Origin of the sequence: Rhodococcus sp. IC4_135, assembly GCF_011602025.1 — a bacterium.
Classification (GTDB): domain Bacteria; phylum Actinomycetota; class Actinomycetes; order Mycobacteriales; family Mycobacteriaceae; genus Rhodococcus_F; species Rhodococcus_F baikonurensis.
Genome location: NZ_JAAOLG010000044.1, coordinates 1 through 22,671 on the forward strand (window position 1 = coordinate 1; position 22,671 = coordinate 22,671).

General features: G+C 62.2%; 26 protein-coding genes and 1 pseudogene. 17 read left to right on the forward strand and 10 right to left on the reverse strand.

The annotated features are described in order from the left end of the window. Nucleotides 1-439, reverse strand: a pseudogene (locus G8767_RS32195) (hypothetical protein); the annotation flags it as partial. 178 nt (nucleotides 440-617) lie between these two features. On the opposite strand from G8767_RS32195, the gene G8767_RS32200 reads away from it, so the two are divergent. Both G8767_RS32200 and G8767_RS32205 read left to right on the forward strand, forming a co-directional pair. Beyond that, entirely contained in the window at nucleotides 618-1,118 is a 501-nt protein-coding gene (locus G8767_RS32200; protein ID WP_003946241.1) for an ImmA/IrrE family metallo-endopeptidase, read from the forward strand. After that, the gene (locus tag G8767_RS32205; RefSeq protein ID WP_166813905.1) at nucleotides 1,115-2,116 is read left to right on the forward strand and encodes a hypothetical protein; all 1,002 of its coding nucleotides are present in this window, start codon (nucleotides 1,115-1,117) and stop codon (nucleotides 2,114-2,116) included. Before G8767_RS32200 ends, G8767_RS32205 begins: the two co-directional genes overlap by 4 nt. Nucleotides 2,117-2,194: 78 nt before the next feature. Here the strand turns inward: G8767_RS32205 and G8767_RS32210 are convergent, their stop codons facing one another. After that, nucleotides 2,195-2,611 carry a helix-turn-helix domain-containing protein gene (locus G8767_RS32210; protein ID WP_003946231.1) on the reverse strand — a complete coding sequence of 139 codons (417 nt, stop codon included), beginning with the start codon at nucleotides 2,609-2,611 and terminating at the stop codon, nucleotides 2,195-2,197. Between the two features lie 160 nt (nucleotides 2,612-2,771). Here G8767_RS32210 and G8767_RS32215 point away from each other — a divergent pair, with 160 nt between their 5' ends. The 4 genes from G8767_RS32215 (at nucleotide 2,772) to G8767_RS32230 (ending at nucleotide 4,765) form a co-directional block, all read left to right on the forward strand. After that, the gene (locus tag G8767_RS32215; protein ID WP_095971053.1) at nucleotides 2,772-2,969 is read left to right on the forward strand and encodes a hypothetical protein; all 198 of its coding nucleotides are present in this window, start codon (nucleotides 2,772-2,774) and stop codon (nucleotides 2,967-2,969) included. A 121-nt stretch (nucleotides 2,970-3,090) separates the two neighbouring features. Next, a complete protein-coding gene (locus tag G8767_RS32220; protein WP_166813907.1) occupies nucleotides 3,091-3,246 on the forward strand; it encodes a hypothetical protein in 156 nt (51 codons plus the stop codon). 142 nt (nucleotides 3,247-3,388) lie between these two features. Further along, complete coding sequence (locus G8767_RS32225) at nucleotides 3,389-4,234, forward strand: SDR family oxidoreductase (RefSeq protein WP_095971051.1); 846 nt, start codon at nucleotides 3,389-3,391, stop codon at nucleotides 4,232-4,234. Nucleotides 4,235-4,282: 48 nt separating this feature from the next. After that, nucleotides 4,283-4,765 (forward strand): DUF2505 domain-containing protein, encoded by a 483-nt coding sequence (locus tag G8767_RS32230; protein ID WP_095971050.1) that lies wholly within the window; start codon nucleotides 4,283-4,285, stop codon nucleotides 4,763-4,765. Here G8767_RS32230 and soxR read toward each other — a convergent pair. Together soxR and G8767_RS32240 are read right to left on the reverse strand one after the other, a co-directional pair. After that, on the reverse strand, nucleotides 4,751-5,230 hold the full coding sequence (gene soxR, locus G8767_RS32235) for a redox-sensitive transcriptional activator SoxR (RefSeq protein WP_166813909.1): 480 nt from the start codon (nucleotides 5,228-5,230) through the stop codon (nucleotides 4,751-4,753). The genes G8767_RS32230 and soxR overlap by 15 nt on opposite strands. A 5-nt stretch (nucleotides 5,231-5,235) precedes the next feature. Beyond that, entirely contained in the window at nucleotides 5,236-5,724 is a 489-nt protein-coding gene (locus G8767_RS32240; protein WP_166813911.1) for an FABP family protein, read from the reverse strand. 99 nt (nucleotides 5,725-5,823) lie between these two features. Between G8767_RS32240 and arcA the strand changes: the two genes are divergently transcribed. Beyond that, on the forward strand, nucleotides 5,824-7,041 hold the full coding sequence (gene arcA, locus G8767_RS32245; RefSeq protein ID WP_095971047.1) for an arginine deiminase: 1,218 nt from the start codon (nucleotides 5,824-5,826) through the stop codon (nucleotides 7,039-7,041). Between the two features lie 13 nt (nucleotides 7,042-7,054). Here the strand turns inward: arcA and arsC are convergent, their stop codons facing one another. Next, the gene (gene arsC / locus G8767_RS32250) at nucleotides 7,055-7,408 is read right to left on the reverse strand and encodes an arsenate reductase (glutaredoxin) (protein ID WP_003946209.1); all 354 of its coding nucleotides are present in this window, start codon (nucleotides 7,406-7,408) and stop codon (nucleotides 7,055-7,057) included. A 94-nt stretch (nucleotides 7,409-7,502) separates the two neighbouring features. Here arsC and G8767_RS32255 point away from each other — a divergent pair, with 94 nt between their 5' ends. The 4 genes from G8767_RS32255 (at nucleotide 7,503) to G8767_RS32270 (ending at nucleotide 10,770) form a co-directional block, all read left to right on the forward strand. Then, nucleotides 7,503-8,186 carry an SDR family oxidoreductase gene (locus G8767_RS32255; protein WP_166813913.1) on the forward strand — a complete coding sequence of 228 codons (684 nt, stop codon included), beginning with the start codon at nucleotides 7,503-7,505 and terminating at the stop codon, nucleotides 8,184-8,186. A 25-nt stretch (nucleotides 8,187-8,211) separates the two neighbouring features. Continuing rightward, nucleotides 8,212-8,571, forward strand: a complete 360-nt coding sequence (locus G8767_RS32260) for a GntR family transcriptional regulator (protein WP_095971283.1) — start codon at nucleotides 8,212-8,214, stop codon at nucleotides 8,569-8,571. A gap of 48 nt (nucleotides 8,572-8,619) precedes the next feature. Continuing rightward, nucleotides 8,620-9,051 (forward strand): DoxX family protein, encoded by a 432-nt coding sequence (locus G8767_RS32265; protein ID WP_095971046.1) that lies wholly within the window; start codon nucleotides 8,620-8,622, stop codon nucleotides 9,049-9,051. An 84-nt stretch (nucleotides 9,052-9,135) separates the two neighbouring features. Further along, on the forward strand, nucleotides 9,136-10,770 hold the full coding sequence (locus G8767_RS32270) for a BCCT family transporter (protein WP_095971045.1): 1,635 nt from the start codon (nucleotides 9,136-9,138) through the stop codon (nucleotides 10,768-10,770). Nucleotides 10,771-10,824: 54 nt separating this feature from the next. On the opposite strand, the gene G8767_RS32275 is transcribed toward G8767_RS32270, so the two are convergent. Then, the gene (locus G8767_RS32275; RefSeq protein ID WP_166813915.1) at nucleotides 10,825-12,384 is read right to left on the reverse strand and encodes a phospholipid carrier-dependent glycosyltransferase; all 1,560 of its coding nucleotides are present in this window, start codon (nucleotides 12,382-12,384) and stop codon (nucleotides 10,825-10,827) included. Between the two features lie 23 nt (nucleotides 12,385-12,407). Between G8767_RS32275 and rsmI the strand changes: the two genes are divergently transcribed. Next, nucleotides 12,408-13,238 (forward strand): 16S rRNA (cytidine(1402)-2'-O)-methyltransferase, encoded by an 831-nt coding sequence (rsmI, locus tag G8767_RS32280; protein ID WP_166813917.1) that lies wholly within the window; start codon nucleotides 12,408-12,410, stop codon nucleotides 13,236-13,238. On the opposite strand, the gene G8767_RS32285 is transcribed toward rsmI, so the two are convergent. Next, entirely contained in the window at nucleotides 13,235-14,413 is a 1,179-nt protein-coding gene (locus G8767_RS32285) for a DUF2786 domain-containing protein (protein ID WP_346843059.1), read from the reverse strand. The two genes, rsmI and G8767_RS32285, sit on opposite strands and share 4 nt — an antisense overlap. Before the next feature lie 150 nt (nucleotides 14,414-14,563). Continuing rightward, nucleotides 14,564-16,162 carry a methionine--tRNA ligase gene (gene metG, locus G8767_RS32290; protein ID WP_095971041.1) on the reverse strand — a complete coding sequence of 533 codons (1,599 nt, stop codon included), beginning with the start codon at nucleotides 16,160-16,162 and terminating at the stop codon, nucleotides 14,564-14,566. Between the two features lie 21 nt (nucleotides 16,163-16,183). Here metG and G8767_RS32295 point away from each other — a divergent pair, with 21 nt between their 5' ends. From G8767_RS32295 to G8767_RS32305, 3 genes are all read left to right on the forward strand, one after another. After that, nucleotides 16,184-17,011, forward strand: a complete 828-nt coding sequence (locus G8767_RS32295) for a TatD family hydrolase (protein WP_166813921.1) — start codon at nucleotides 16,184-16,186, stop codon at nucleotides 17,009-17,011. 76 nt (nucleotides 17,012-17,087) lie between these two features. Continuing rightward, nucleotides 17,088-17,471, forward strand: coding sequence for a DUF6578 domain-containing protein (locus tag G8767_RS32300; protein ID WP_166813923.1), 384 nt, complete (start codon nucleotides 17,088-17,090; stop codon nucleotides 17,469-17,471). Continuing rightward, nucleotides 17,468-17,893, forward strand: a complete 426-nt coding sequence (locus tag G8767_RS32305; protein WP_166813925.1) for a DUF6578 domain-containing protein — start codon at nucleotides 17,468-17,470, stop codon at nucleotides 17,891-17,893. The genes G8767_RS32300 and G8767_RS32305 overlap by 4 nt, the downstream gene beginning before the upstream one ends. Nucleotides 17,894-17,930: 37 nt before the next feature. Here G8767_RS32305 and G8767_RS32310 read toward each other — a convergent pair whose 3' ends face one another. Both G8767_RS32310 and G8767_RS32315 read right to left on the reverse strand, forming a co-directional pair. After that, nucleotides 17,931-18,698, reverse strand: a complete 768-nt coding sequence (locus G8767_RS32310) for an amino acid ABC transporter ATP-binding protein (RefSeq protein ID WP_308262627.1) — start codon at nucleotides 18,696-18,698, stop codon at nucleotides 17,931-17,933. Next, on the reverse strand, nucleotides 18,695-20,143 hold the full coding sequence (locus G8767_RS32315) for an amino acid ABC transporter substrate-binding protein/permease (protein ID WP_095971037.1): 1,449 nt from the start codon (nucleotides 20,141-20,143) through the stop codon (nucleotides 18,695-18,697). The genes G8767_RS32310 and G8767_RS32315 overlap by 4 nt, the downstream gene beginning before the upstream one ends. A gap of 236 nt (nucleotides 20,144-20,379) precedes the next feature. On the opposite strand from G8767_RS32315, the gene G8767_RS32320 reads away from it, so the two are divergent. Beyond that, the gene (locus G8767_RS32320) at nucleotides 20,380-21,504 is read left to right on the forward strand and encodes a resuscitation-promoting factor (RefSeq protein WP_166813927.1); all 1,125 of its coding nucleotides are present in this window, start codon (nucleotides 20,380-20,382) and stop codon (nucleotides 21,502-21,504) included. Nucleotides 21,505-21,537: 33 nt separating this feature from the next. Next, nucleotides 21,538-22,665, forward strand: a complete 1,128-nt coding sequence (locus G8767_RS32325; RefSeq protein ID WP_095971035.1) for a resuscitation-promoting factor — start codon at nucleotides 21,538-21,540, stop codon at nucleotides 22,663-22,665. Nucleotides 22,666-22,671 lie beyond the last annotated feature (6 nt).

Sequence of the window (22,671 nt, forward strand, 5' to 3'; positions counted from 1 at the left end):
CCGAGCCCACCACGACGACGACTGAGCCCACGACGACTGAGCCCTCGGCGAACCCTTCGGTGTCGCACCGTCCGAGCAGCAGCGTCTCACCGGCGACCAATGCAACCTCGCCGGCCGAGAGTCCTTCGAGCGAAGCGCCCTCCGAGTCGAAGACCTCTGAGACGCAGTCCCCTTCCGAGTCGCAGGAGAGCTCCGAGGAGTCTTCGGCGGTAGCAGTTCCACCGGCGGGGCCGTCCGATCCGCAAGGGCCGTCGGTCGGCGGCGGAGCACCGGCACCGTCTGCTGGTGGACCGGCGAACGCAGCACCGGGCGCAGTCGCAGCGCCTTCCGCGCCCGAGGTTCTGGCCGCACCGGCACCCGTAGCTCCCCAGGTACCGTCGAACGCTCCGAACGTCGCGAGTCCGAGTGAGAACCCGCAGGCATTCCCGACGGCGTTCACTCAAGGGCTTCCGCCGATTCTCAATGCTGCCGCCGTCGCCGGTGGTGTGGGCGGCATGGCAGTTGTAGCGGCCGGTGCGGGAGCTATGACTTTCCGTGGAGCTTCGCTGCAGAAGGCGCGATTGGCTGCGGCGCGTGCCGAATTCCTGGCACCCGGATCACAGGGAGGTGCGTGAGTCGTGCCGGACAGACGTTCACATCGCCGCGTTCTGGCTGCGGTGGATGCTGTATGTGACGCAGCAGCGTCGTCGGAGGCTGTGTCACTGCTGACAGTGGTGCAGACAGTCGCCCGCGAGCGTGGTCGCCCGATCGAGATCGATCTGGAAACCCCGCTCGCCACCGGAGTGTGCGGTCAGCGCCGGGCCTACGACGATCACGACGTCATCGTTTTGGCCCCCGGGTTGCCCAATGTCGAGCGGACTCTGGCACATGAGTTGGGGCACATAGTTTTTCGTCACGAGGGTGCCGAGATTGCCGAGGCAACGCTCGAGGTCAGTGACGATTTGATCGCGTACATGCTGAGTCAACGTTCTCTGCGGCGCAATGAACCCGTGCCGATGGATGACATCGCGGAGTGGGAAGCCGAGACGTTCGCGTCGATGTTGATCATGCGTCTGCGAACGATGAGTGGCCGTGGAACACCGCTGTCGGTATTGCGGTACGACGAGGCGATCGGATGATCTTTTGGGCTGTGGCCCTTCTCGTCTGGGTTGCAGCCGGTGCGAGATTGGGTCGAGTTGTCGCGCGCACCGCGACGCCTCTGCGGATGTCGATGGTCTTCGCAGGCTTCTCGGTCGCATTGTCCTCGACGGTCATGGTTCCGGCGGTGTGGGACATCGTCGATCGCATTGCGCCGGAGCAACATGCCGCAGCAATGATCGTCATCGTCTTGTGGACCGCGTTGTCTGCGGCCAGCGCAGTCGGCGCCGTGTCCGCTTGGCCGGTGATGTCGCGTCCAGCCATGCGCGGTCTCGCCACGGTGCTGTACTCGGTGGGGTTGCTGGTGGCGATCGCGGTGCTCTTCGGTTACCCGGCGCCGGCGCTCATCTTTATCATCGTTGCACTGTCCCTTGTCATTTCGACGGGGCTACGGCACGTCGCGTGGGCGCCATTGGGGCGTGGAATCGCGTTGATCGTGACCGGTTCGTCGATCCTGCTCGTCGTGGTCGTCGTGATGCTGGTCGAATCGATCGGTGGCACCGGCGCACTCGAATCGGATATCTGGACGGGCGCAGGAGTGTGGTTCATCGCTGCGTCGAGTGTTCTGATAGCGCTGGGCATCACCTGGGTGCTTCTCGAGACCTGGGTACGTGCGCGACGTGATCTGTACCGTCTGCGGCGGATGCACGCGCTTCTCGTCAAGCGATTCCCCGAGGTAGTCGACGCGGACAGTGCCGGGAGTACGTCCGTGCTGCGGGCATCTGACATGATCGCTCAGATCATGGATGCGATGTACATCCAATCCGGCGCCGGGATGTTCGACGTCGGTGGACAGGAACCGCCGCGGGCGGTCACTGCACACGCGGGGATATTGGCTGGGTGGATCGCTGATCCCTTGGCCTCGGATGTGTTGGACACCAGGTGGATTGCGCCACCGGAGAAGATGTCGGCGCGCCGATGGGTGTTGTTGTTGGCGAAAGAACTCGATGAAACGACAAAAGTAGGTCGACGTTCATAGTCGACCTACTCCATGTCATTTCAGTACTTCAGGTCAATGCAGTGCTTCAGGTCAATGCAGAGCTTCAGCACATTCGCATCAGCGCGACGCGTCAGGCGGAACCTCTGGCAAACCTTCACTCGCGCGGAGCTTTTCAGCCATCGTGGTGAGTAGATTCTGCGATTCTTCCGAGAGGTCGAATGCACGGCTCGAGAGGCGGCGAAGACCATAGCCTTGGAGCTGCGAGAGCAGTTCCAGGTCGTGATCGATCTTGGCTGCGTAGATGTCGTTGAAGAAGTAGTCGGGCTTCACCTTGAAGAACCGGGCGAACGCCGCGACTGTCTCGTCGGAGGGGTTGGTGCGCTGTCCCGAGCGGAGCTGCGAGATGTACGGCTTGGAGATCTGATGGCCGTCTTCGATGAGCGCTGCCGCAACCTCGGCATTGGTGTGGGGTTTGCGCCCCGGAGGATGAACACTGTCGAACAGTTTGTTCAATCGTTCTGCAAAGTCAGCCATTGTGAACCGCCCCGTAATCCTCTCTAGCTAGCAATTGTCCGTTCAGTGAATCCTACGGTATCACGCGGATAACCGATCGGTAGCTCACCGTAGTCTGTTTAGTGGACTAGTTGTCAAATGTGTCCGAGATTCGATTCGTCCGGCCAATGAGTGCTCAGCTATGTCTCAGCGCACATTGAGTTTCCGCCGCGCGGAAATGCGCAGCTACGACTGCGCTATTCGAACCTTCCAGTACTTGGCCAATCTGCCCAATATCAAACCTTTTACCCGTTTTGGCGATATTAGCTATGCGTTAGCCTGGTTTTCCGCGACTATTTCGATTGAAAAACTGCAGTTCAAACGAGGTTTGAGGGATTAGGGCCGCAATCGGGGCCGCTGTTTACGGTGTCGCGCGGATCACCTGCGAGTTGAACCTTGAACGGTTTGCCGGATTCCAATCTGTGCTAGCTAAACCCTGCGAGCAGGCGCAGAATTGTGACATGAAACACACGATGAGCGATGATGAATTGCGCCGCGCAATCCGTGAAATTCAGGATCGAGCCCACGATGCGCGCAAGCGTGGGGACGATGTAGCGGCGGAAGAACTCGACCGTACGGTCAGGGGTTATCAAGAGCAGATGATGCAGCGTCTGTAGTGATCGCCGCGGTCGTCCCATGCAAGGTTTGCAGAGTGCGACCGCACCCCGTCGGCCGTCTTGCGTGTTTCGGGGCGGTCGCACCGCGCGTGCGTAGACTTTCCCGCATGTCCACAGTACGAGTGCGGGGGAGTGTTCATCCATGTCTGTAAGGTCGCTCGACGGCAAGAAATGCCTGATCACCGGCGCTGGTAGTGGAATAGGACGCGCAACTGCGCTCCGTGCATCCGAGGCCGGCGCCGAATTGTTTCTCACCGATATCAACAACCTCGGATTGGAAGAGACAGTCGCGATGGTCGGCGCCGCCGGCGGCACGGTCAGCATGGCGAAGGCGCTCGATATCTCGGACTACGACGAGGTCGTGAAATTCGGTACCGAGATTCACACTCAATTCTCTCCGATGGATGTCGTCATGAATATCGCCGGTATTTCGGCGTGGGGAACTATCGAGAACCTCGAACACCGGCACTGGAAGTCCATGGTGGACGTCAACCTGATGGGGCCGATCCACGTCATGGAGACGTTTGTTCCGCCCATGATTCGTGCCGGCAAGGGTGGGCACCTGGTCAATGTGTCTTCGGCCGCCGGGCTCCTGGCCCTGCCGTGGCATGCCGCCTACAGTGCGAGCAAGTTCGGCCTTCGCGGTGTCTCCGAAGTGCTGCGATTCGATCTGAAGCGGCACGGAATCGGCGTCAGTCTGGTTGTGCCGGGTGGCGTGAAGACGCCATTGGTGGGAACAGTGGAAATTGCGGGTATCGACAGAGGCGACCCGCGGGTCGAAAAGCTCACGCATCGATTCGAGAAGCGTGCGGTTTCGCCGGAGAAGGTGGCGTCGTGCATTCTGCGGGGAATCGAGAAGAACACGTATCTCGTATATACGTCCAATGACATCCGATTCGGATACTGGTGGGCGCGTAAATTCGCACCGCCATACGAGTTCGTGATGCAAAAAGCGAACGACCAGTTCAGTAAATTGCTCAAGCGATGAGCGTTAACTCCGCCGGGACTTTTATCTAGTCGAATAGGGACCAAAGTCATGCCGAAGAGTTTTCACTTCGATATCGAATTCAAATATCCCATCGACGACGTTCATCGAACTCTGACGGACCCGCGTTATTGGGAAGTCCGACTCGGAGACCTCTATGCCACCTCGGACATCGACGTTGCAGACGGGTCGATTCAAGTATCGGTGTCCGAGGAAATCGACTCCGCCTCCCTCCCGAGCCTGGTCGCCAAGGTTGCGCCGAGTCGACTCGGTCTGACACGGGTCGACCACTGGGGACCCCTGTCTGACGGGAAGGCCGCTGGGTCGGTCACCGGAATCGCGCACGGACTGCCGATACGAATCGAGACGACGCTCGACCTCACAGCCGCCGAGTCCCGCACGCGACTGGCCGTCGACGGAACGGCCGAAGTGAAGATGCCGATTATCGGTGGTCAGATCGAGAAGTTGCTGAAGAAGACCGTTGAGGACTTGCTGGGGCGCGACCGAGACGCTGTCGAGTCATTTCTCGCCTGAATCGGCGTCGAAATCGACCTCCAGCACGCGCGCACCGGGGCCGGCGGCCGCGAGTTGATCGTGAGGGTTGGCCAGTGAGCACCCCTCCAGTGAGAGACACCCGCAGCCGATGCAGCCGGTGAGGTTGTCCCGCAGACGTTCCAGTTGCTCGATACGGAGATCGAGGTGGCGCCGCCATCCGGTCGACAACCTCTCCCAATCTGCACGGTTCGGGGTGCGGCCCTCAGGAAGTGTGCCGAGGGCTTCCCGGATTTCCGACAACGGAATCCCGACGCGCTGCGAGATTCTGATGAAGGCGACGCGTCGAAGCGTGTCTCGTTGGTATCGACGCTGGTTGCCGCTGGTCCGGCGACTGACGATGAGGCCTTCCCGTTCGTAGAAATGCAGGGCCGAGACGGCGACACCGCTGCGCTCGGAGAGCTGACCGGGAGTCAATTCCTTGGCTTTCCACGAAGGCATCTCCATGGCGACTACCGGTCCGTGGCCCGGTGAAGGGTGGCGTGGAGGTGATGCGTCAGCGGGGTGTCACCGTGCGCCATCCACAAGTCGTACGTCAGCGTGTCGCCCTGGACCCGCATGACCCGCCGGACGTCGTGGACCGGTTTGGCGTCGGGCGATGATGCGAGCGTGTGACGGGTCAAGGCGAGAGTGCCTTCGGAGTCGACGGTTCCGCGATGGATCTCGACAAATCCGGTGGGTTGACTGACCAGCAGTTCGAGCTCGCCACCCGGTGTCGGGCGTAGGTAACCCGATTCCATGTGAAGCGGTCGGCCGTCGGGGAGCCCACGAGTGCGCGACGAGTAGGTGACAAACGGTTTCGGAGTCGGAGCGAACTCGATCTCCTCGGAATATTCGAAGTCGTCGATCGTGGGGAAATGTCCGGCTCCAGCGCCGACCCAGCGTCCGGTGAACCGGTCGATTCCGGCGCCGCTCAGCGCCGCCTGATCCGTACTGCCCATTTGGTGGTCCTCTCGCCTGCGTCGGACAAGACGTTACGCGGGCCGGTACGGCAGCTGCTCCTCCCTGCTGGGTGGGGCCCACGGGATTAGTGTTCAGTCATGAACGCTTCTGGCTCCGTCCCCCTCGGTGTCGATTCCGAGGTGGGCCGATTGCGATCGGTCATTCTTCATCGTCCTGGCGACGAGCTGAAACGGTTGACCCCACGCAACAACGACGAGTTGCTTTTCGACGCGTTGCCGTGGGTGGACCGTGCGCAGGAAGAACACGATCAGTTCGCGACCGTCCTTCGTGAGCGCGGCGTCGAGGTCCTGCTGTTGTCCGATCTCCTCACCGAAGCGCTCGAGGTCAGCGGCGCTGCGCGGATCCAGGGGATCGCGGCCGCCGTCGACGCACGCAAGATCGGGCACGCGCTCGGGCAACACCTGGCTGCGTACCTGCGAAAGGTGGAGCCGAAGGAGTTGTCGTCGATCCTCACCGCGGGAATGACGTTCGACGAGCTGCCGATCGATGCCGACTCGACCTCGTTGGTACGCAGGATGCATCACGGCGGTGACTTCGTGATCGACCCCCTGCCCAATCTGCTCTTCACGCGAGACTCGTCGTTCTGGGTGGGACCAAGGGTGATCATCACGTCCTTGGCGTTGTCGGCGCGAGCTCGCGAATCCTCGATCACGGATCTCGTGTACGCGCATCACCCTCGATTCAAGGGCGTGCGCCGCGCGTACGAGTCGCACACGGCTCCGGTCGAGGGAGGAGACGTACTGCTTCTCGCATCAGGGGTGATCGCAATCGGTGTCGGTGAACGGACGTCGCCCGCTGGAGCAGAAGCGTTGGCGCGTAGCGTGTTCGACGATGGTCTCGCCCATACGGTGCTGGTCGTTCCGATCGAACAACGCCGAGCGTCGATGCATCTCGACACGGTCTGCACCATGGTCGAGGCCGACGCAGTCGTCATGTATCCGGCCATCCAGGACACGCTGTCGGCGTTCACCCTGCGCAAGGAAGACGACGGGGTGAGTATTCGCGGGGCCACACCGTTCCTCGAAGCGGCAGCCGACGCCATGGGAATCGGAAAACTTCGTGTGATCGACACCGGACTCGACACGGTGACGGCCGAGCGTGAGCAGTGGGACGACGGGAACAACACGTTGGCCGTCGAACCGGGCGTCGTGGTCGCTTACGAGCGCAACGTCGAAACGAACGCCAGGCTCGAGGCCTCGGGTATCGAGGTCTTGCGAATCGCGGGTTCGGAACTGGGGTCCGGCCGTGGTGGACCTCGGTGTATGTCCTGCCCGATCGCCCGCGATCCGCTGTAAGCCGTCGACGCTGTCAGAGAATTTCTTCCACCTTGGCTGCCGGACGCGCGAGCACGGTGCCCTTGTCCGTAACCACGAACGGGCGTTCGATCAGAATCGGGTGCTCGATCATCGCGTCGAGGATTTCGGATTCGGAAGCATCGGCGAGTCCGAGTTCCTTGTACTGCGTTTCGCGCTTGCGAACCGCTTGGCTGGGCTCGAGGCCGGCGTCGGCGAGGAGTTTTTCCAGCTCGGATCGGGTAGGCGGAGTATCGAGGTACTTCACAATTGTGGGTTCGATGCCCGCGTCCCGGATGAGCCCGAGAACAGTTCGCGAGGTGTTGCACCGTTGATTGTGGAAGATGGTTGCAGATGCCATGTCCGTCATTCTGCCTCTGAGTCCGAACTCGTGGGACAAACAGGGGAACAACGGACACCTCCGGCGCGCTGCACTTGAAGTACCGACTTGTGAGGAGAAAACGATGACGGAACATCGCAGTGTGGACGAACGACGCGTGGTCATTGCCGGTGGGCACGGCAAGATTGCGCAGCACCTGACGTACTTGCTGGCAGGGCACGGTGATCGGCCGGTAGCGCTGATCCGCAATTCCGCGCACGAGGGTGCCGTCCGCACACTCGGCGCGTTCCCCGTGGTGATCGATCTGGAATCGTCCACGGTCGAGGAAGTTGCGAAGGTACTCGACGGTGCCGACGTCGCGGTCTTCGCCGCAGGTGCCGGACCTGGTAGCTCGATCGAGCGCAAGGACTCCGTCGACCGGGCCGCGGCGGTGCTGTTGGCCGATGCTGCCGAGAAAGCCGGAGTGCGTCGGTTCATCCAGATCAGCGCCATGGGTGCTGGTGACGAAATACCAGAGAACACCGACGAGGTTTTTGCCGCCTATCTACGAGCGAAGACTGCAGCGGAGGAAGATCTCAAGACTAGGACTTCGCTGGACTGGACGATTCTTCGGCCAGGGCTTCTGACGGACGACGATCCCACCGGTGAAGTCCTTCTAGCCGAGCCGCCCGTCGATCGAGGCTCGGTGCCTCGTGCCGATGTCGCCGCGGTGGTCGAAGCGCTCATCGAGGCCCCGTCCAGTGTCGGCAAGATATTGGTTCTGACCTCCGGCCCGCATACGATCCGCGAAGCGATCGAGGGCCTGTGACCGAGAAGATACGACGAGGGTGACGATGAAGATCGCGATCGACCACGATTCCTCCACAGCTCCGTACGACCAACTGCGGCAACAGATTATCGAGCAGGTGCACGGCGGTGGGTTGATCGCGGGAACCAAGATTCCGACGGTGCGTGCGTTGGCGTCGGAGCTGGGATTGGCGGCAAATACCGTCGCGAAGGCTTATCGCGCGCTCAGCGATCAGGGCGTCATCGAGACGCGAGGCAAGCAAGGGACATTCATCGCTTCGGGGACTGATCCGGTGCAGGCGCAGGCAGAACAGGCGGCGACCGCGTTCGCGCATAACGTCCGCTCGCTCGGGTACTCCGACAGTGAGATCGTCGCCATGGTGGAGTCGGCATTGAGAGGTGCGTGACACAATGATTAAGTTGACGCTTCAACTTAAAGCTGTCAGTCTTGGCTCATGAATTCGTCGATTGCTCGTGACCTCGGACTCCTCATCGCCCGTGTTGGCCTCGGGATCATCTTCATCGCCCACGGCTGGCAGAAGTTCTTCACCTACAAGATCGCTGGAACGCAGGCTGCATTCGAAGGGATGGGGGCCCCGCTCCCCAAGATTTCGGCAGTTCTGGCTGCGTCGATCGAACTCGGCGGCGGCATCCTGCTCATCGCAGGTCTGCTGACCCCGCTCGTCGGAGCGCTGCTGTTCCTCGACATGGTCGGCGCGTTCTTCATCGTGCACGCGGACAAGGGCGTCTTCATCGACAACGGCGGCTACGAACTCGTCGTCGCACTCGGTGTCGGATCGCTCTTGATCGCCGTGATGGGCGCAGGACGCATCAGTATCGACGGATTGATCGGCAAGGGCAACGGTTGGGTTAAAACCCCAGCTTGATCGGGGTGAGAAGGCGGGCTCAACGGACGTTGAGCCCGCCTTCCGGCTTGCTTTTGGCCCACAAAGTGACGAACGTAGTCATCTATGGTGACGAAATCTGATCGATCCGAACAAGATTCCGGGGCCAACGAAGAGCGCCCGGAGACGGGCTTTACTCGGGTAGGCGTTCGGACCGACTACGTGGTGTTTTCCGTCGCGGCTGCAGCCGTGTCGGCAATCGTCGTATGGGGTCTCGTAGCTCCCGACAACCTCGATTCGGTAACCGGAAGTGTTCTCAACTGGCTGGTGACCAACATCGGTTGGCTCTTCGTGCTTGCGGCTTCGGCCTTCGTGCTGTTCTCCATCTACCTTGCCGTCAGTCGATTCGGCGACATTCCGCTGGGCAAAGACGGCGAGAAGCCCGAGTTCCGTACCGTCAGCTGGATCGCCATGATGTTCAGCGCCGGCATGGGTATCGGCCTGATGTTCTTCGGTGTCGCGGAACCGCTGGCGCACTACGTGACTCCGCCTCCCGGCACCGACGGTGGCGTCGGAACTGCCATGGCCACCACCATGTTTCACTGGGGTCTTCATCCTTGGGCGATGTATGCCGTTGTGGGCCTTGCCATTGCGTACGGGTCGTATCGCCGAGGACGCAAGCAACTGTTCAGCTCGGCCTTCATCCCGTTGCTCGGTCGCAAAGCCGAAGGGCCGATCGGCAAGGTCATCGACATCCTGGCGATCTTTGCCACACTGTTCGGTACCGCAGCATCTTTGGGGCTCGGCGCACTTCAGATCGGCTCCGGTTTCGAGGTAGTCGGCTGGATGGAAGAAGCCGGCGTATTCCTGCTCGTGGCCATCGTTGCGGTACTGACCCTGGCGTTCGTCGCGTCGGCAGTTTCCGGTGTGGCCAAGGGAATTCAGTGGCTGTCCAACATCAACATGGTGCTCGCGCTGATCTTGGCCCTGTTCGTGTTCGTTCTCGGGCCGACCGTGCTGATTCTCAATCTGCTCCCGACGACCATCGGTGCTTACGTTTCCGACCTTGCCCAGATGTCCGCTCGCACGGGTGCATCGTCGAATCCTGAAACGGGCGCGTGGCTTTCGTCGTGGACGATCTTCTACTGGGCATGGTGGGTGTCCTGGACGCCGTTCGTCGGCATGTTCCTGGCGCGCATCAGCCGCGGCCGCACGATCCGCCAGTTCATCGTCGGCGTCATCGCCGTTCCCACGACTGTCAGCTTGCTCTGGTTCGCGATCTTCGGTGGCGCGGGTATCGGCGAGGAACGCGACGGAATCGGCTTGTCCGGCCGAGGCTCGGAAGAGGCTCAACTGTTCGGCATGCTCGACAATCTGCCGCTGGCCGGTGTCACGACCGTCCTGGTCATGCTGCTCGTCGCGGTATTCTTCGTCTCCGGCGCCGACGCTGCGTCGATGGTGATGGGGACGCTCTCACAACGCGGAACGCTCGAACCGAGTCGCTGGGTCGTGGTCTTCTGGGGCATGTTGACCGGTGGCGTCGCAGCGCTTCTGCTCTGGACCGGTGGTTCCGAAGCGCTCGACGGCTTGCAGACGATGACGATCATCGCGGCGGCGCCGTTCGTGCTGGTCATGATCGGCCTGTGCTTCTCGCTGTACAAGGATCTTTCGCACGACCCGATCATCGTTGCGGCGAAGGAACAGAAACGTGCCCTCTTACGCCCGCGGCGGGGGCGCCGCGTCGGCAAACCGGCGGAGTAATCGTGAAACGAAGGAGGCACCGAACCCGGTTCGGTGCCTCCTTCGTTTGTCCCCCTATTTCCAGCTCGGCAACCACAAATGGTTCTGCCACGATTCGGGCGTGATCGGCATGGCTGTGAGTATCGGCCAGAGGTAGACGAAGTTGGCCACGACCAGACCGATGTACAGACTGACTGCAAGAAGTCCGGTGGTACGACGCTCGACGGACGCGCTCGCCTTGCCCAGAACGTCGCCGAGGACCAGCGCGAATCCCATGACCATGAACGGGGCGAGCGCAACGGCGTAGAAGTAGTACATCTGGCGGTCGAGCGTCGCGAACCACGGAAGGTAAGCGGCGCCGTAACCCGTCAGGACCACTGCGTATCGCCAGTCACGGCGCACGAACGTCTGCCAGAGCGCCCACGCCAACATCGGTAGCGCCAGCCACCACATTGCCGGTGTGCCGATCAGCATGACTGCCTTGACGCAGCTGGCGGCCCCGCAACCGGTGACCTGCTCGCCGTCGGCATAGTAATAGAGCATCGGTCGTAGCCCCATCGGCCACGTCCACGGTTTCGACTCCCACGGGTGGTGGTTTCCGGCGGAGTTGGTCAGACCGGCATGGAACTGCAGAACGTTTCCGCTGTAGTACCAGAGTGAGCGCAGCGCAGACGGGATGAAACTCCACGTACCGCCCTCACCGATCTCGTTGCCGACGGCATGACGGTCGACGCCGGTCTCGCTGGTGAACCAGGCCCAGTAGCTCGCGAGGTACACACCCAGCGGAATGATCACCAGCGCATACAGAGCTGGACCGATGTCGCGAACGGCGGTGCCGACCCAGGGGCGCTGAACACGGTATGCGCGGCGCGCCGACAGGTCGAAGGCAACACTGAGCAACCCGAAGAAGAGAATGAAGTACATGCCGGACCACTTGGTTCCGCAGGCCAGGCCGAGCAGGATGCCGGCGCCGAACCTCCACCACCGGAAACCCAGCCGTGGACCCCAGACAGAATCGCCGATGCGGCCCTCGTCGTACACCTTCGCCATTCGTTCGCGGACTTGGTCGCGATCGACCACCAGGCATCCGAGCGCCGCAAGGACGAAGAATGCCAGAAAGATGTCGAGCATCCCGAGGCGTGAGGAGACGAAGGTGACGCCGTCCACGATGAGCAGGATTCCGGCAATGGCGCCGATGAGCGTCGACCGCGTCATGCGGCGCACGATGCGGATGATCAGCAAGACCATCAGCGTTCCGACCAGGGCCGACGAGAAGCGCCACCCCCAACCGTTGTAACCGAAGAGTGCTTCGCCGATCGCGATCATCTGCTTGCCGATCGGCGGGTGGACCACCAACCCGTAACCGGGATTGTCTTCGATGCCGCCGCCGGTGAGGACCTGCCAACCCTGCGGAACGTAGTGCTTCTCGTCGAAGACCGGTGTGCCCGCGTCGGTCGGGTAGGCGAGCATCGTGAAGCGGGTGATCGCTGCGACGGCGGTGATGAAAGCGGTGACGATCCAGCCGCGCAATCTGTCTGTCGGGCCGAAATCAGGATCCGGTACCAGCGGGCCGGGACTACGCACTACCCGATCGCTCGTGGCGGGCGTTGGCCGCTCGTCCGTCTGCACAGTCACCTGGCAATCGTAGGCTGTCAGGTATGACTGGTCGTTTGGTACTCGCCGCAACACCCATGGGAGATGTCGGTGACGCATCCCCGCGTCTTCGGTCTGCTCTCGCAACCGCCGACGTCGTCGCTGCGGAGGACACACGACGCACCAAGTCTCTGGCGTCCGCGCTCGACGTCACCATCACCGGGAAGATCGTCAGTTTCTACGATCAGGTCGAGATTTCGCGGCTGCCCGCGCTGGTCGCAGATGTGGCCGAGGGCAAGACCGTCTTGCTGGTCACGGATGCAGGCATGCCGTCGGTCAGTGATCCCGGGTATCGCCTAGTTGCCGCGTGCGTAGCCGAGAACCTCGCGATCACGTGCCTGCCTGGTCCGTCGGCGGTGACGACGGCGCTCGCGCTCTCGGGCTTGCCCGTGGAACGGTTCTGCTTCGACGGGTTCCCGCCGCGTAAGCAGGGGCAGCGCAAGACGTGGCTCTCTGCCTTGGCAACAGAGCAGCGAGCATGCGTCTTCTTCGAAGCACCCCATCGCCTTGCCGATTGCCTCGCAGACGCGGTGGACATCCTCGGACCGAATCGCCGCGCGGCCGTGTGCCGGGAATTGACCAAGACCTACGAGGAAGTGAAGCGCGGCACTCTCGGAGAGTTAGCTGCCTGGGCGGCCGAGGGTGTTCGCGGCGAGATCACGGTGGTGCTCGAAGGCGCCGTGTTGGTGGCATCTGATCCTGCCGATCTTGTCGACGAGGTGGAACGGTTGGTCGAGGGGGGAGCGCGCTTGAAGGACGCGTGTGCTCTGGTCGCAACGGCCGGAGTCTCCAAGCGTGAGTTGTACGAGACGGTACTGGCCGCTCGAAAGGACTAGCGGGAGCGGTGCACTGCAGGGGCACCGGGACGCAGGTTGGCGTCGTCGGCCGCGGCTTGGCCGGCGTGCCAGCCTTCGGCGTCGACGGATCGTCCGCGAGTCTTGCGGGTTGTCGGGAACAATCGATCGAACTCGGCGTCGACAGCCTCGGATGTGGTGGCGAGAATCGGCAGAAGGTCCGCGACGTCCATCGATGCCGCGTCGGCCGCTTCGGCCGTGGCTTTGGTGCCGGCGTCGCGTAGGCGGTGTCCGATTCGGCTGGCGAACCCGGCGAGGAAGCCCTTTCGGAACGAGGTGGTGCGTGAGCCGCCCCGATTGCTCGAGTCGGCGAATTGCATTGCACGGGTTGCCTGTACGAGCAGGGAAGTGAACAGCATGTCGACTTGCTGAAGGTCGACCGGAGTGCCGACGACGGTCGCGAGTGCGATGTCGCTGAACCAGACCGTCCTGACTCGATTCGATTCACCGATCTCGGTCAGGAGGTGAACTTTTTCCTTCACGTACGGGTTCTCGATGTGAATGCGTCGGGCATTCACGGACGTGTCGGTGACCCCGGCGCGACTGTGGAGCAGCGCGGAATCGATCGCGTATCGAGTCATCAACTCCTGTGCCTTCGCGGTGAAAATCTCGGCTTCTTCGGCGAAGTTGGTGGCTTCCGCTTTGGCGAGCAGCCCACGAATTCGCTTGAGTACCTTGGCGTCGACCTCGGTATCACCGACGCCGGCATAGCTGGTGTCGGTGCGTTGCGACGGCCAGGTGGACGGTGGCGCGAGCAATACCGTCCACTGAGGCAGGCGCATCCACGATCGCGCGGCGTCGACGATCTGCGAAACGAGGAAGTATGGATCCTGGAACAAGAGGCCGGCCGCGAGGGAGCGAAAAACGTCGTCGTCCACGGTGATTCGAGAAGCGATGTGCCGAGACTTCGGATACTGCTCGCCGATCGTCTGCAACTGCCCCACCCATTCGAGCGGTGCGCGATCGGAGGCGCGCGACGCTTTCGCGTCGAACAGGATGGTGGTGGCCGCGAGATCGGCGTCGGACGCGTCTTTGCTTCGGCGCGCCAGATGAATCAGATCCGCCGGCTGCCATCCGCGGTCGTACGCCGCGGCCAGTTCGGAAACGAGATCTCGCGCCGCGGAAACGGATTGAGGGCTGACCTCCTGAGTGGACACCCGTGCTCCGTTCCATGGCAGTGTCTGCGCCGAAGCGCTGGTTCGAATGTATGTTCTATTCGGCGTCATGGCTGGAGTGTGCACGTGGGGTCCGACACATCCGCCTGTAACCGGATATCTCGGACCCCACGTGCGGCACTCTCGCCTAGCTCATTCTTCGACGAAGCGGGGAAAAACTGGCGCCGGAGCAGGTAGTTTCCGGTTCGCGTCGATGCGAACCGCAATGTCGGCGAACTGACGGTTCTCTTCGCTCTGGCCGAGCAGGTCGAGGATTCGCGACGCGGCGTCGGGCATCACCGGCTGAACGAGAAGCCCGACAATGCGGACCACTTCGAGCGTCACGTACAGAACCGTCGCCATGCGTGCCGGATCGGTCTTGCGTAGAACCCACGGTTCCTGCTTGGAGAAGTACCGGTTGGTCTCGCCGAGAACGCCCCAGATGGCTTCCAACGCGAGGTGCAGAGCCTGCACGTCGAACTCGCTGCGGCACTTGGCAAGCAAGGCGTCCGCCGACGCCAGCATCGCCAGGTCGTCCTCGGTGAACTCGCCGGGGGTGGGGACCTGGGCGTCGCAGTTCTTCGCGACCATCGTCAGTGAACGCTGCGCGAGGTTGCCCAGTTCATTGGACAGGTCTGCGTTCATACGTGTCACGATTGCTTCGTGGCTGTAGCTGCCGTCCTGGCCGTACGAAATCTCGCGGAGCAGGAAGAAACGGACCGCGTCGAGGCCGTACTGATCGACCATCGCGATGGGGTCGACGACGTTGCCGACGGACTTCGACATCTTCTCGCCCTTGTTGTACAAGAACCCGTGGACGAAGACCCGCTCCGGTAGTTCGATGCCCGCAGACATGAGGAACGCCGGCCAGTACACGGTGTGGAACCGCGTGATGTCCTTGCCGATGATGTGCAGGCTCGCGGGCCAGAACTTCTCGAACTCCGCCGAGTCGACGTTCGGGTAACCCACGCCGGTCAGGTAGTTGGTGAGCGCGTCGACCCAGACGTACATGACGTGGTCGGAGTCGCCGGGAACCTCGACGCCCCAGTCGAACGTGGTGCGTGAGATCGACAGGTCCTTGAGGCCGCCCTTGACGAAGCTGACGATCTCGTTGCGGCGCGTCGTGGGGGCGATGAATTCGGGGTGCTCTTCGTACAGCGCGAGGAGGCGGTCCTCGTATGCCGAGAGTCGGAAGGTGTAGTTCGACTCCTCGGTCCACTCCACGGGCGTGCCGGTCTCGGTGGACTGACGTGTGCCGTCCTCCAGCAGTGTGGTCTCGGCTTCGGTGTAGAAAGCCTCGTCACGAACCGAGTACCACCCCGAGTACGTGTCGAGGTAGATGTCGCCCGATGCGGCCATCTTCTCCCAGATCGCCTTGCTGGCCACCTGATGATCCGCGTCGGTGGTGCGGATGAACCGGTCGTACGAGATGTTCAGGACCTTGTCGAGGTTCTGGAACACGTCGGAGTTCCGGGCCGCGAGTTCGCGGACGTCGATGCCCTCTTTGATCGCTGTCTGCTGCATCTTCAGACCGTGCTCGTCGGTGCCGGTCATGAAGAACACTTCATGTCCGTCCAACCGCTTGAAGCGGGCGAGCGCGTCCGAGGAGATGTACTCGTATGCGTGGCCGATGTGCGGAGCGCCGTTGGGATACGCGATCGCTGTCGTGATGTAGAACGGCGGTCGTTCCGCGCCTTCCTGGGCGGCGGAGTCCGGGCGCGGGGTCTGGGAGGGTGAGGCAGGCACAGTCATGGTGCGCTTACTCTATCGGGCGTGAGCAAAGACCGTCCCGCCCCCGATGCCCCTGAGCCCTTGTCGCCTCTGATCGACGCCCATACGCACCTCGACGCGTGTGGTGCGCACGACGCTGTGACCGTGGCCGAAATAGTCGATCGAGCCGAGGCCGTCGGCGTCGGACGAGTCGTCACGGTGGCCGACGACCTTGATGCCGCGCGATTTGCAGTCGAAGCGGCTCATTGGGATTCGAGAGTCTACGCAGCCGTCGCAATTCATCCGACCAGGGCAAACGTTCTCGATGCCGGCACGCGAGCCGAGATCGAGCGGCTGGCGGCCGATCCACGAGTCGTTGCCGTGGGGGAGACGGGGCTCGACCTCTACTGGCCCGGCAAGCTCGAGGGGTGTGCCACCATCGAGGAGCAGGTCGACGGTTTCCGGTGGCACATCGATCTGGCGAAGCGTCTCGGAAAGACGCTGATGATTCACAATCGCGAAGCCGATCAGGATTTGCTACGGGTGCTGCACGAGGAAGGCGCGCCGGAGACCGTGGTCTTCCACTGCTTCTCCTCCGATTCGGAGATGGCCCGTGCGTGCATCGACGCGGGCTACGTGTTGAGTTTCTCGGGGACCGTGAGTTTCAAGAATGCGAAGGCGCTGCGTGAGGCCTCGCTGTTGGTGCCCTCGGATCAGCTGATCGTCGAGACGGACGCGCCGTTCTTGACGCCGCACCCGTTCCGTGGCGCCCCCAACGAGTCGTACTGCCTGCCGTACACGGTGCGTGCGCTCGCGGACATCCGCGGCGAGGATCCGCAGGCGCTGGCTGCTGCGTCCACGGCGACAGCGGAGCGCGTGTACAAGCTCTGACGCTATTGTGGTCTGACAGGTAACTCCGCGCCCGGGACCGTCGTGTCCCGGTTCGTCTACTGCGCGGAGTATTCAGATGGATGACTACAACGTGGTCACAGTCCGCATCGAAACGTGGGAATTCGAGTGCTGTGCACCGTTGCCGGTGGTCGGCGAAAAATCTTCGTGGGCTTTGCACCCGATTCAGAAGTCGCTGTGGTTCGACGGGTCGGTTCATGGAGGAATCTATCCCGACGAGGTGGAACCTACGGCCGGGATCGTTCGTTCGATCCGGCTCGAGCGCGGTGAATTTCTCGAACAAGGGTCCGGGCGCTGGTTGTTGGTGCCTGGGAGCATCGATCTTGTTCGAGTCGAGAAGGTCCCACGGTCTTTTCGCGGCATGTCATCACTGGTTGCCGGTCGTCGTGGCTGGATGGAGACGGCCGTTGTCGTCGAGCTTGCTGTTCTTGCGAGGGGATGAAGGGGCACAGCTTCACTGAGCCGACTCCCGTCGACTCTTCGGTCCGGATTGTCAGCGTTCATGTCGACGCGGTCGAAGTCGAGTGCTGCGGTCCGTTTCCTGTAGTCGGTGAACCATGCTCGTGGACATTGACACCGCGATCGCAGGTCGACGAGTTCGACGGTTGGGTTCACGGCGGGATGCCGGCAGCAGGAGTCCAGACCGCCGGCGTAGTCCTCGGGATTCTGGTGGAGACCACCAGCTACGTGGAAGTCGGAAACCCGAAGATGTGGTTACCCGTCGAAGACAGCGAGACATATCGAAGGGTCGACGCCAGTCCTCGGTGGTTCCGCAGGTTCGGCGACTTCGACTTCGAGCCGCAGAATCGGATGGAGACCGGACTGGTCGTCGAATTGGCCACCACCCGTGCGCCTTTCCGGTAGTCACCACTACCGAAAAGGCGCACAGGGGGGCTTGGCCCTAGAGAACCTTCGCCAGGAAGTCCTGGGTGCGCTGCTGCTGTGGGTTGCCGAACAGGCTCTCCGGCTTACCTTCTTCGACGATGTATCCGTCGGCCATGAAGATGACGCGATCGGAAACCTCACGGGCGAAGCCCATCTCGTGGGTCACGACGACCATGGTCATGCCCTGCTTGGCGAGGTCGCGCAGCACCTGCAGAACCTCACCCACCATCTCCGGGTCGAGGGCGCTGGTGGCCTCGTCGAACAGCATGATGTCCGGGCTCATCGCCAGCGCGCGGGCGATGGCGACACGTTGCTTCTGCCCACCGGACAGGCTGGCGGGCTTGGCATCTGCCTTCTCTGCGAGGCCGACCTGGCCGAGCAGTTTGACGGCGATCTCGCGGGCCTGTTCCTTGGTCGATCGCCCGGTCTGTACCGGAGCGAGCATCACGTTTTCGACGACGCTCATGTGGGGGAACAGGTTGAAGTGCTGGAACACCATCCCGATGTGCTGGCGAACCTTGTCGATGTCGACGTCCTTGTTCGTGAGGTCGAACTGGTCGACGCGCACGGATCCGGCGGTGATGTCTTCGAGGCGGTTGAGGCAGCGCAGGAAGGTGGACTTGCCCGAACCGGAAGGTCCGATGACGCAGACCACTTCACCGCTCTTGATGTCGACGTCGAGGCCTTTGAGAACCTCGTTGTCGCCGAAGGACTTCTTCAGTCCCTTGACCGAAATCTTGACCTCGGTGTCTGACTTGCCCATGTTGACGGCTGTTTCGGTCACTTGTTGATCCTCTTCTCGAGGCGGTTCGACAGCTTGGTGAGCGCCATGATGATGATGAAGTACATGACGCCGATGATCAGCCACATGTTGAACGACTGGAAGTTGCGCGCGATGATGATGCGCCCTGTCTGAGTGAGCTCGGCGAGTCCGATGACCGACAGGATCGACGTGTCCTTGAGGGTGATGACGAACTGGTTGATGTACGACGGGATCATCGTGCGAATTGCCTGCGGCATGATGACTTTTCGCATCGACTTCATGTAGCTGATGCCCAGGCTTCGTGACGCTTCCATCTGTCCCTTGTCGACGGACAGGATGCCGCCGCGGACGATTTCAGCCATGTACGCGCCGGCGTTGAGCGAGAGCGTGATGATGCCTGCGGTGAAGGCGGACATCTGGAAATGCAGGGCTGCCGGGATGCCGAAGTAGATGAAGAATGCCTGCACCAACAGCGGTGTGCCGCGGAAGATGTCGACGTAGGTCGTGCCTATTCCGCGGACGAACACGTTGGTCGATACGCGGCAGAGGCCGAAGATCGCACCGAGAACCAGAGCGATCGCGATCGAGACGACCGAGAGAACGATCGTCAGCCACAGACCTTTGAGGAGTTGGGGGTAGGTGCTCTTGATCAAGCCGATGATCGAGTTGTCCGACGTCGATGCGCCCTGGCCGAGATAGGTCGAGACGATCTCGTCGTACTGGCCGTCGTCGCGCAGGTTCTGCAGACCGGCGTTGAACATCTGGAGCAGTTCGGCGTTCTGGCCCTTGTTGACTGCGAAGCCGTAGCTCGCGCCCACCTCTTTTTCGGTGACCGTCTTGAGGCCGTTGCCCTGGGTGATGCCGTAGGCGAGGACGGGGTAGTCGTCGAAGACTGCGACGGAGTTTCCGGTGCGGACCTCGTCGTACATGCTGGCGGAGTCGGCGAAATAGACTGTGGTGAAGCCGTATTGGTCCTTGATGGACTCTGCGAAGCTGGCGCCCTCGGTGCCGTTCTTGACGGCGACGCGCTTGCCTTTCAGGTCTTCGTACGACTTCACGTCGTTGTCGGTCTCGAGAACTGCCATCTGGACGCCGGACTCGAAGTACGGGTCGGAGAAGTCGAACACCTGCTTGCGGGCGTCGGTGATGGACATGCCGGCGATGACGCCGTCGGCCTGTCCCGCCTGCACGGCCTGAAGCGCAGCGTCGAAGCCGAGCTGCTTGATGTCGACCTTGAAACCTTGGTCCTCGGCGATCGCGTTGAGCAGGTCGATGTCGATGCCGACGAGTTTGCCGTCTTCGTTCTCGAATTCGAACGGGGCGAATGTCAGATCGGTGGCGATCGTGTAGGTGCGTCCGGGTTGCGCGCTCGCTATTCCTGGGGCGAACAGCGCTGCGATCAGCGCCAGCAGGATGGCCAGGATCGGCCACCTGGCATTACGTGGTCTGTCGAATCTTCTTCGCACTATCGCCCAGCTTTCTTCTGTCGCGCCCGGGATCGCCGGACTGCTTTGAACCAGACGAGAACATACTGCGCCCAGAGCTGAATCGATACACGGGTATCGGAGCCGGAAAGTGCAGAACACACGACACGCCGTTGCCGTTCCGTGACAAAAGTCGCATTTCGTTGTGATTTGGTTGCCGATGCAACGCTCGGTCGTTACCGTATTGTGATCGAACGTCGTCTGCCTTGGGATTTCCTGTGTCGCCTTTTGCCAAGATCAACTCCACGAAGTCACCACTTCTCTATTCAGTGGTGGGTGCGTTGCTTCTGACGCTCATCGTCGGAGGTGCGCTCGCCGTGGTTCGGCACAAGACGATCACCCTCGACGTCGACGGCGACATGATCTCGCTGTCCACGATGTCGAGCAGCGTCGGTACCGCCCTCGAGGACGCCGGATACCCGGTCGATCCCAAGGATGCTCTCGCACCCAGCGCCGATTCCTCCCTGTCCGACGGCGATACCGTCGTTTTGCGCCGTGCCCGTGAGTTGGCTCTGACCGTCGACGGCCAGCCGACCACAATCTGGACCACCGCATTGACGGTCGACGAGGCACTCAAGCAGGTCGATGTTTCCGACGACTTCGCAGTCTCGGCTTCGCGCTCGCATCGTCTGCCCCTCGAACGTACCGAGCTCGACGTCGTCAGCCCGAAGACCGTCAGCGTCAGCGACGGTGGCGCTCCCGCGGCGGAGATCAAGCTCGCCGCCGTGACCGTCGGTGATCTTCTCGCGGCCAAGAATGCGCCGCTCGAGCAGGCCGACTCGGTTGTTCCCACCGCTGACACACCGGTTACCAACGGCCTGACCATCCAGGTCACCCGCGATCGCACGGACACCCGCGTCGAGACGCAGCCGATCGCGCCGCCGGAGAACAAGGTCGAAGATCCCGAGCTCGAGAAGGACAAGACCGTCGTCGAGAACCCCGGTGTTCCGGGTGAGCGCACGGCCACCGTCGAGGTCAAGACCGTCAACGGCGTCGAGGCCGGGCGAACCGAACTGTCCGCGACCGTGATCAAGGAACCCGTCGCAGCAGTGGTGAAGGTCGGTACCAAGCAGGCTTTCGCTCCTGCCGTTTCCAACGCGTCGACGTGGGACTCCATTGCGCAGTGTGAAGCGACCGGAAACTGGGCCATCAACACCGGCAACGGTTTCTACGGAGGACTTCAGTTCACCCAGAGCACCTGGGAAGCATTCGGCGGTGGTCAGTACGCAGCTCGCGCCGACCTCGCATCACGTGAACAGCAGATCGCGATCGGCGAGAAGGTCCGCGCCGGTCAGGGCTGGGGTGCGTGGCCGTCCTGCACCAGCAAATTGGGCCTGCGCTGACGCGGCCTCACTCCACACAGAACTCAGGAACCCATGTCACCGTTCGCCAAGATCAACTCGACCAGGTCGCCGTTGTTGTACTCGGTGATCGCCGCGCTTCTCCTGACGGTTCTCGTGGGTGGCGTTCTGGCCGTCGTCCGGCACAAGACCATCACCCTCGACGTCGACGGTGAACAGATCCGCCTGAGCACCATGTCGACCAACGTCGACGGCGCTCTCGAGGATGCGGGTTACCCGATCGGTGACAAGGACGCAGTTGCTCCCGCGGCCGACGCGTCTTTGTCCGACGGCGACACCGTAGTGCTCCGTCGCGCTCGTGAGATCACGCTGACGGTCGACGGTCAGCCGCAGAAGCTCTGGACCACTGCCTTGACCGTCGACGACGCGCTCGAGCAGTTGGACGTCGCGGCGGATGTGCACGTGTCGGCGTCGCGCTCGCAGCGTCTTCCGCTCGACGGCGCTGCTCTCGATGTCCTGACACCGGTCGTCGCAAAACTGGTCGACGGCGCAAACGCAGCAGCAGACGTGCGTATCGCGGCGCCCACGGTCGGGGAGTTCCTCACCGCCAACGGCACCCCGCTCGAGCAGTCGGACACCGTGGTTCCGGCTGCCGACGCTCCGCTGACCGAGGGCCTCGAGGTCACGGTGACGCGCAACCGCACCGAGAACAAAGTCGAGACCTTGCCGCTCGATCCGCCGGATCAGCGCATCGAGGATCCGACGATGAACCAGAGCCGGACGATCGTCGAGAACCCGGGGGTTCCAGGCGTGCGTGACGTGACGTTCGCCGTGAATCTCGTCAACGGTGTCGAGGCCGGACGTACACAGGTATCGGAGACGATCACCACACCGGCGCAGCCGAAGGTCGTGCGTGTCGGAACGAAGCCGGGCACCGAGGTGCCGCCGGTGGAGAACGGTGCGACGTGGGATGCGCTTGCACAGTGCGAAGCCACCGGCAACTGGGCTATCAACACCGGCAACGGTTTCTACGGCGGCGTGCAGTTCGATCAGAACACCTGGGAACGGCAGGGCGGGTTGAAGTATGCGCCTCGCGCCGACCTCGCAACCCGTGAAGAGCAGATCGCGATCGCGACGCAAACGCAGCGCACTCAGGGCTGGGGCGCATGGCCGTCGTGCTCGGGTCGCCTCGGACTGGGATAAGTTCTA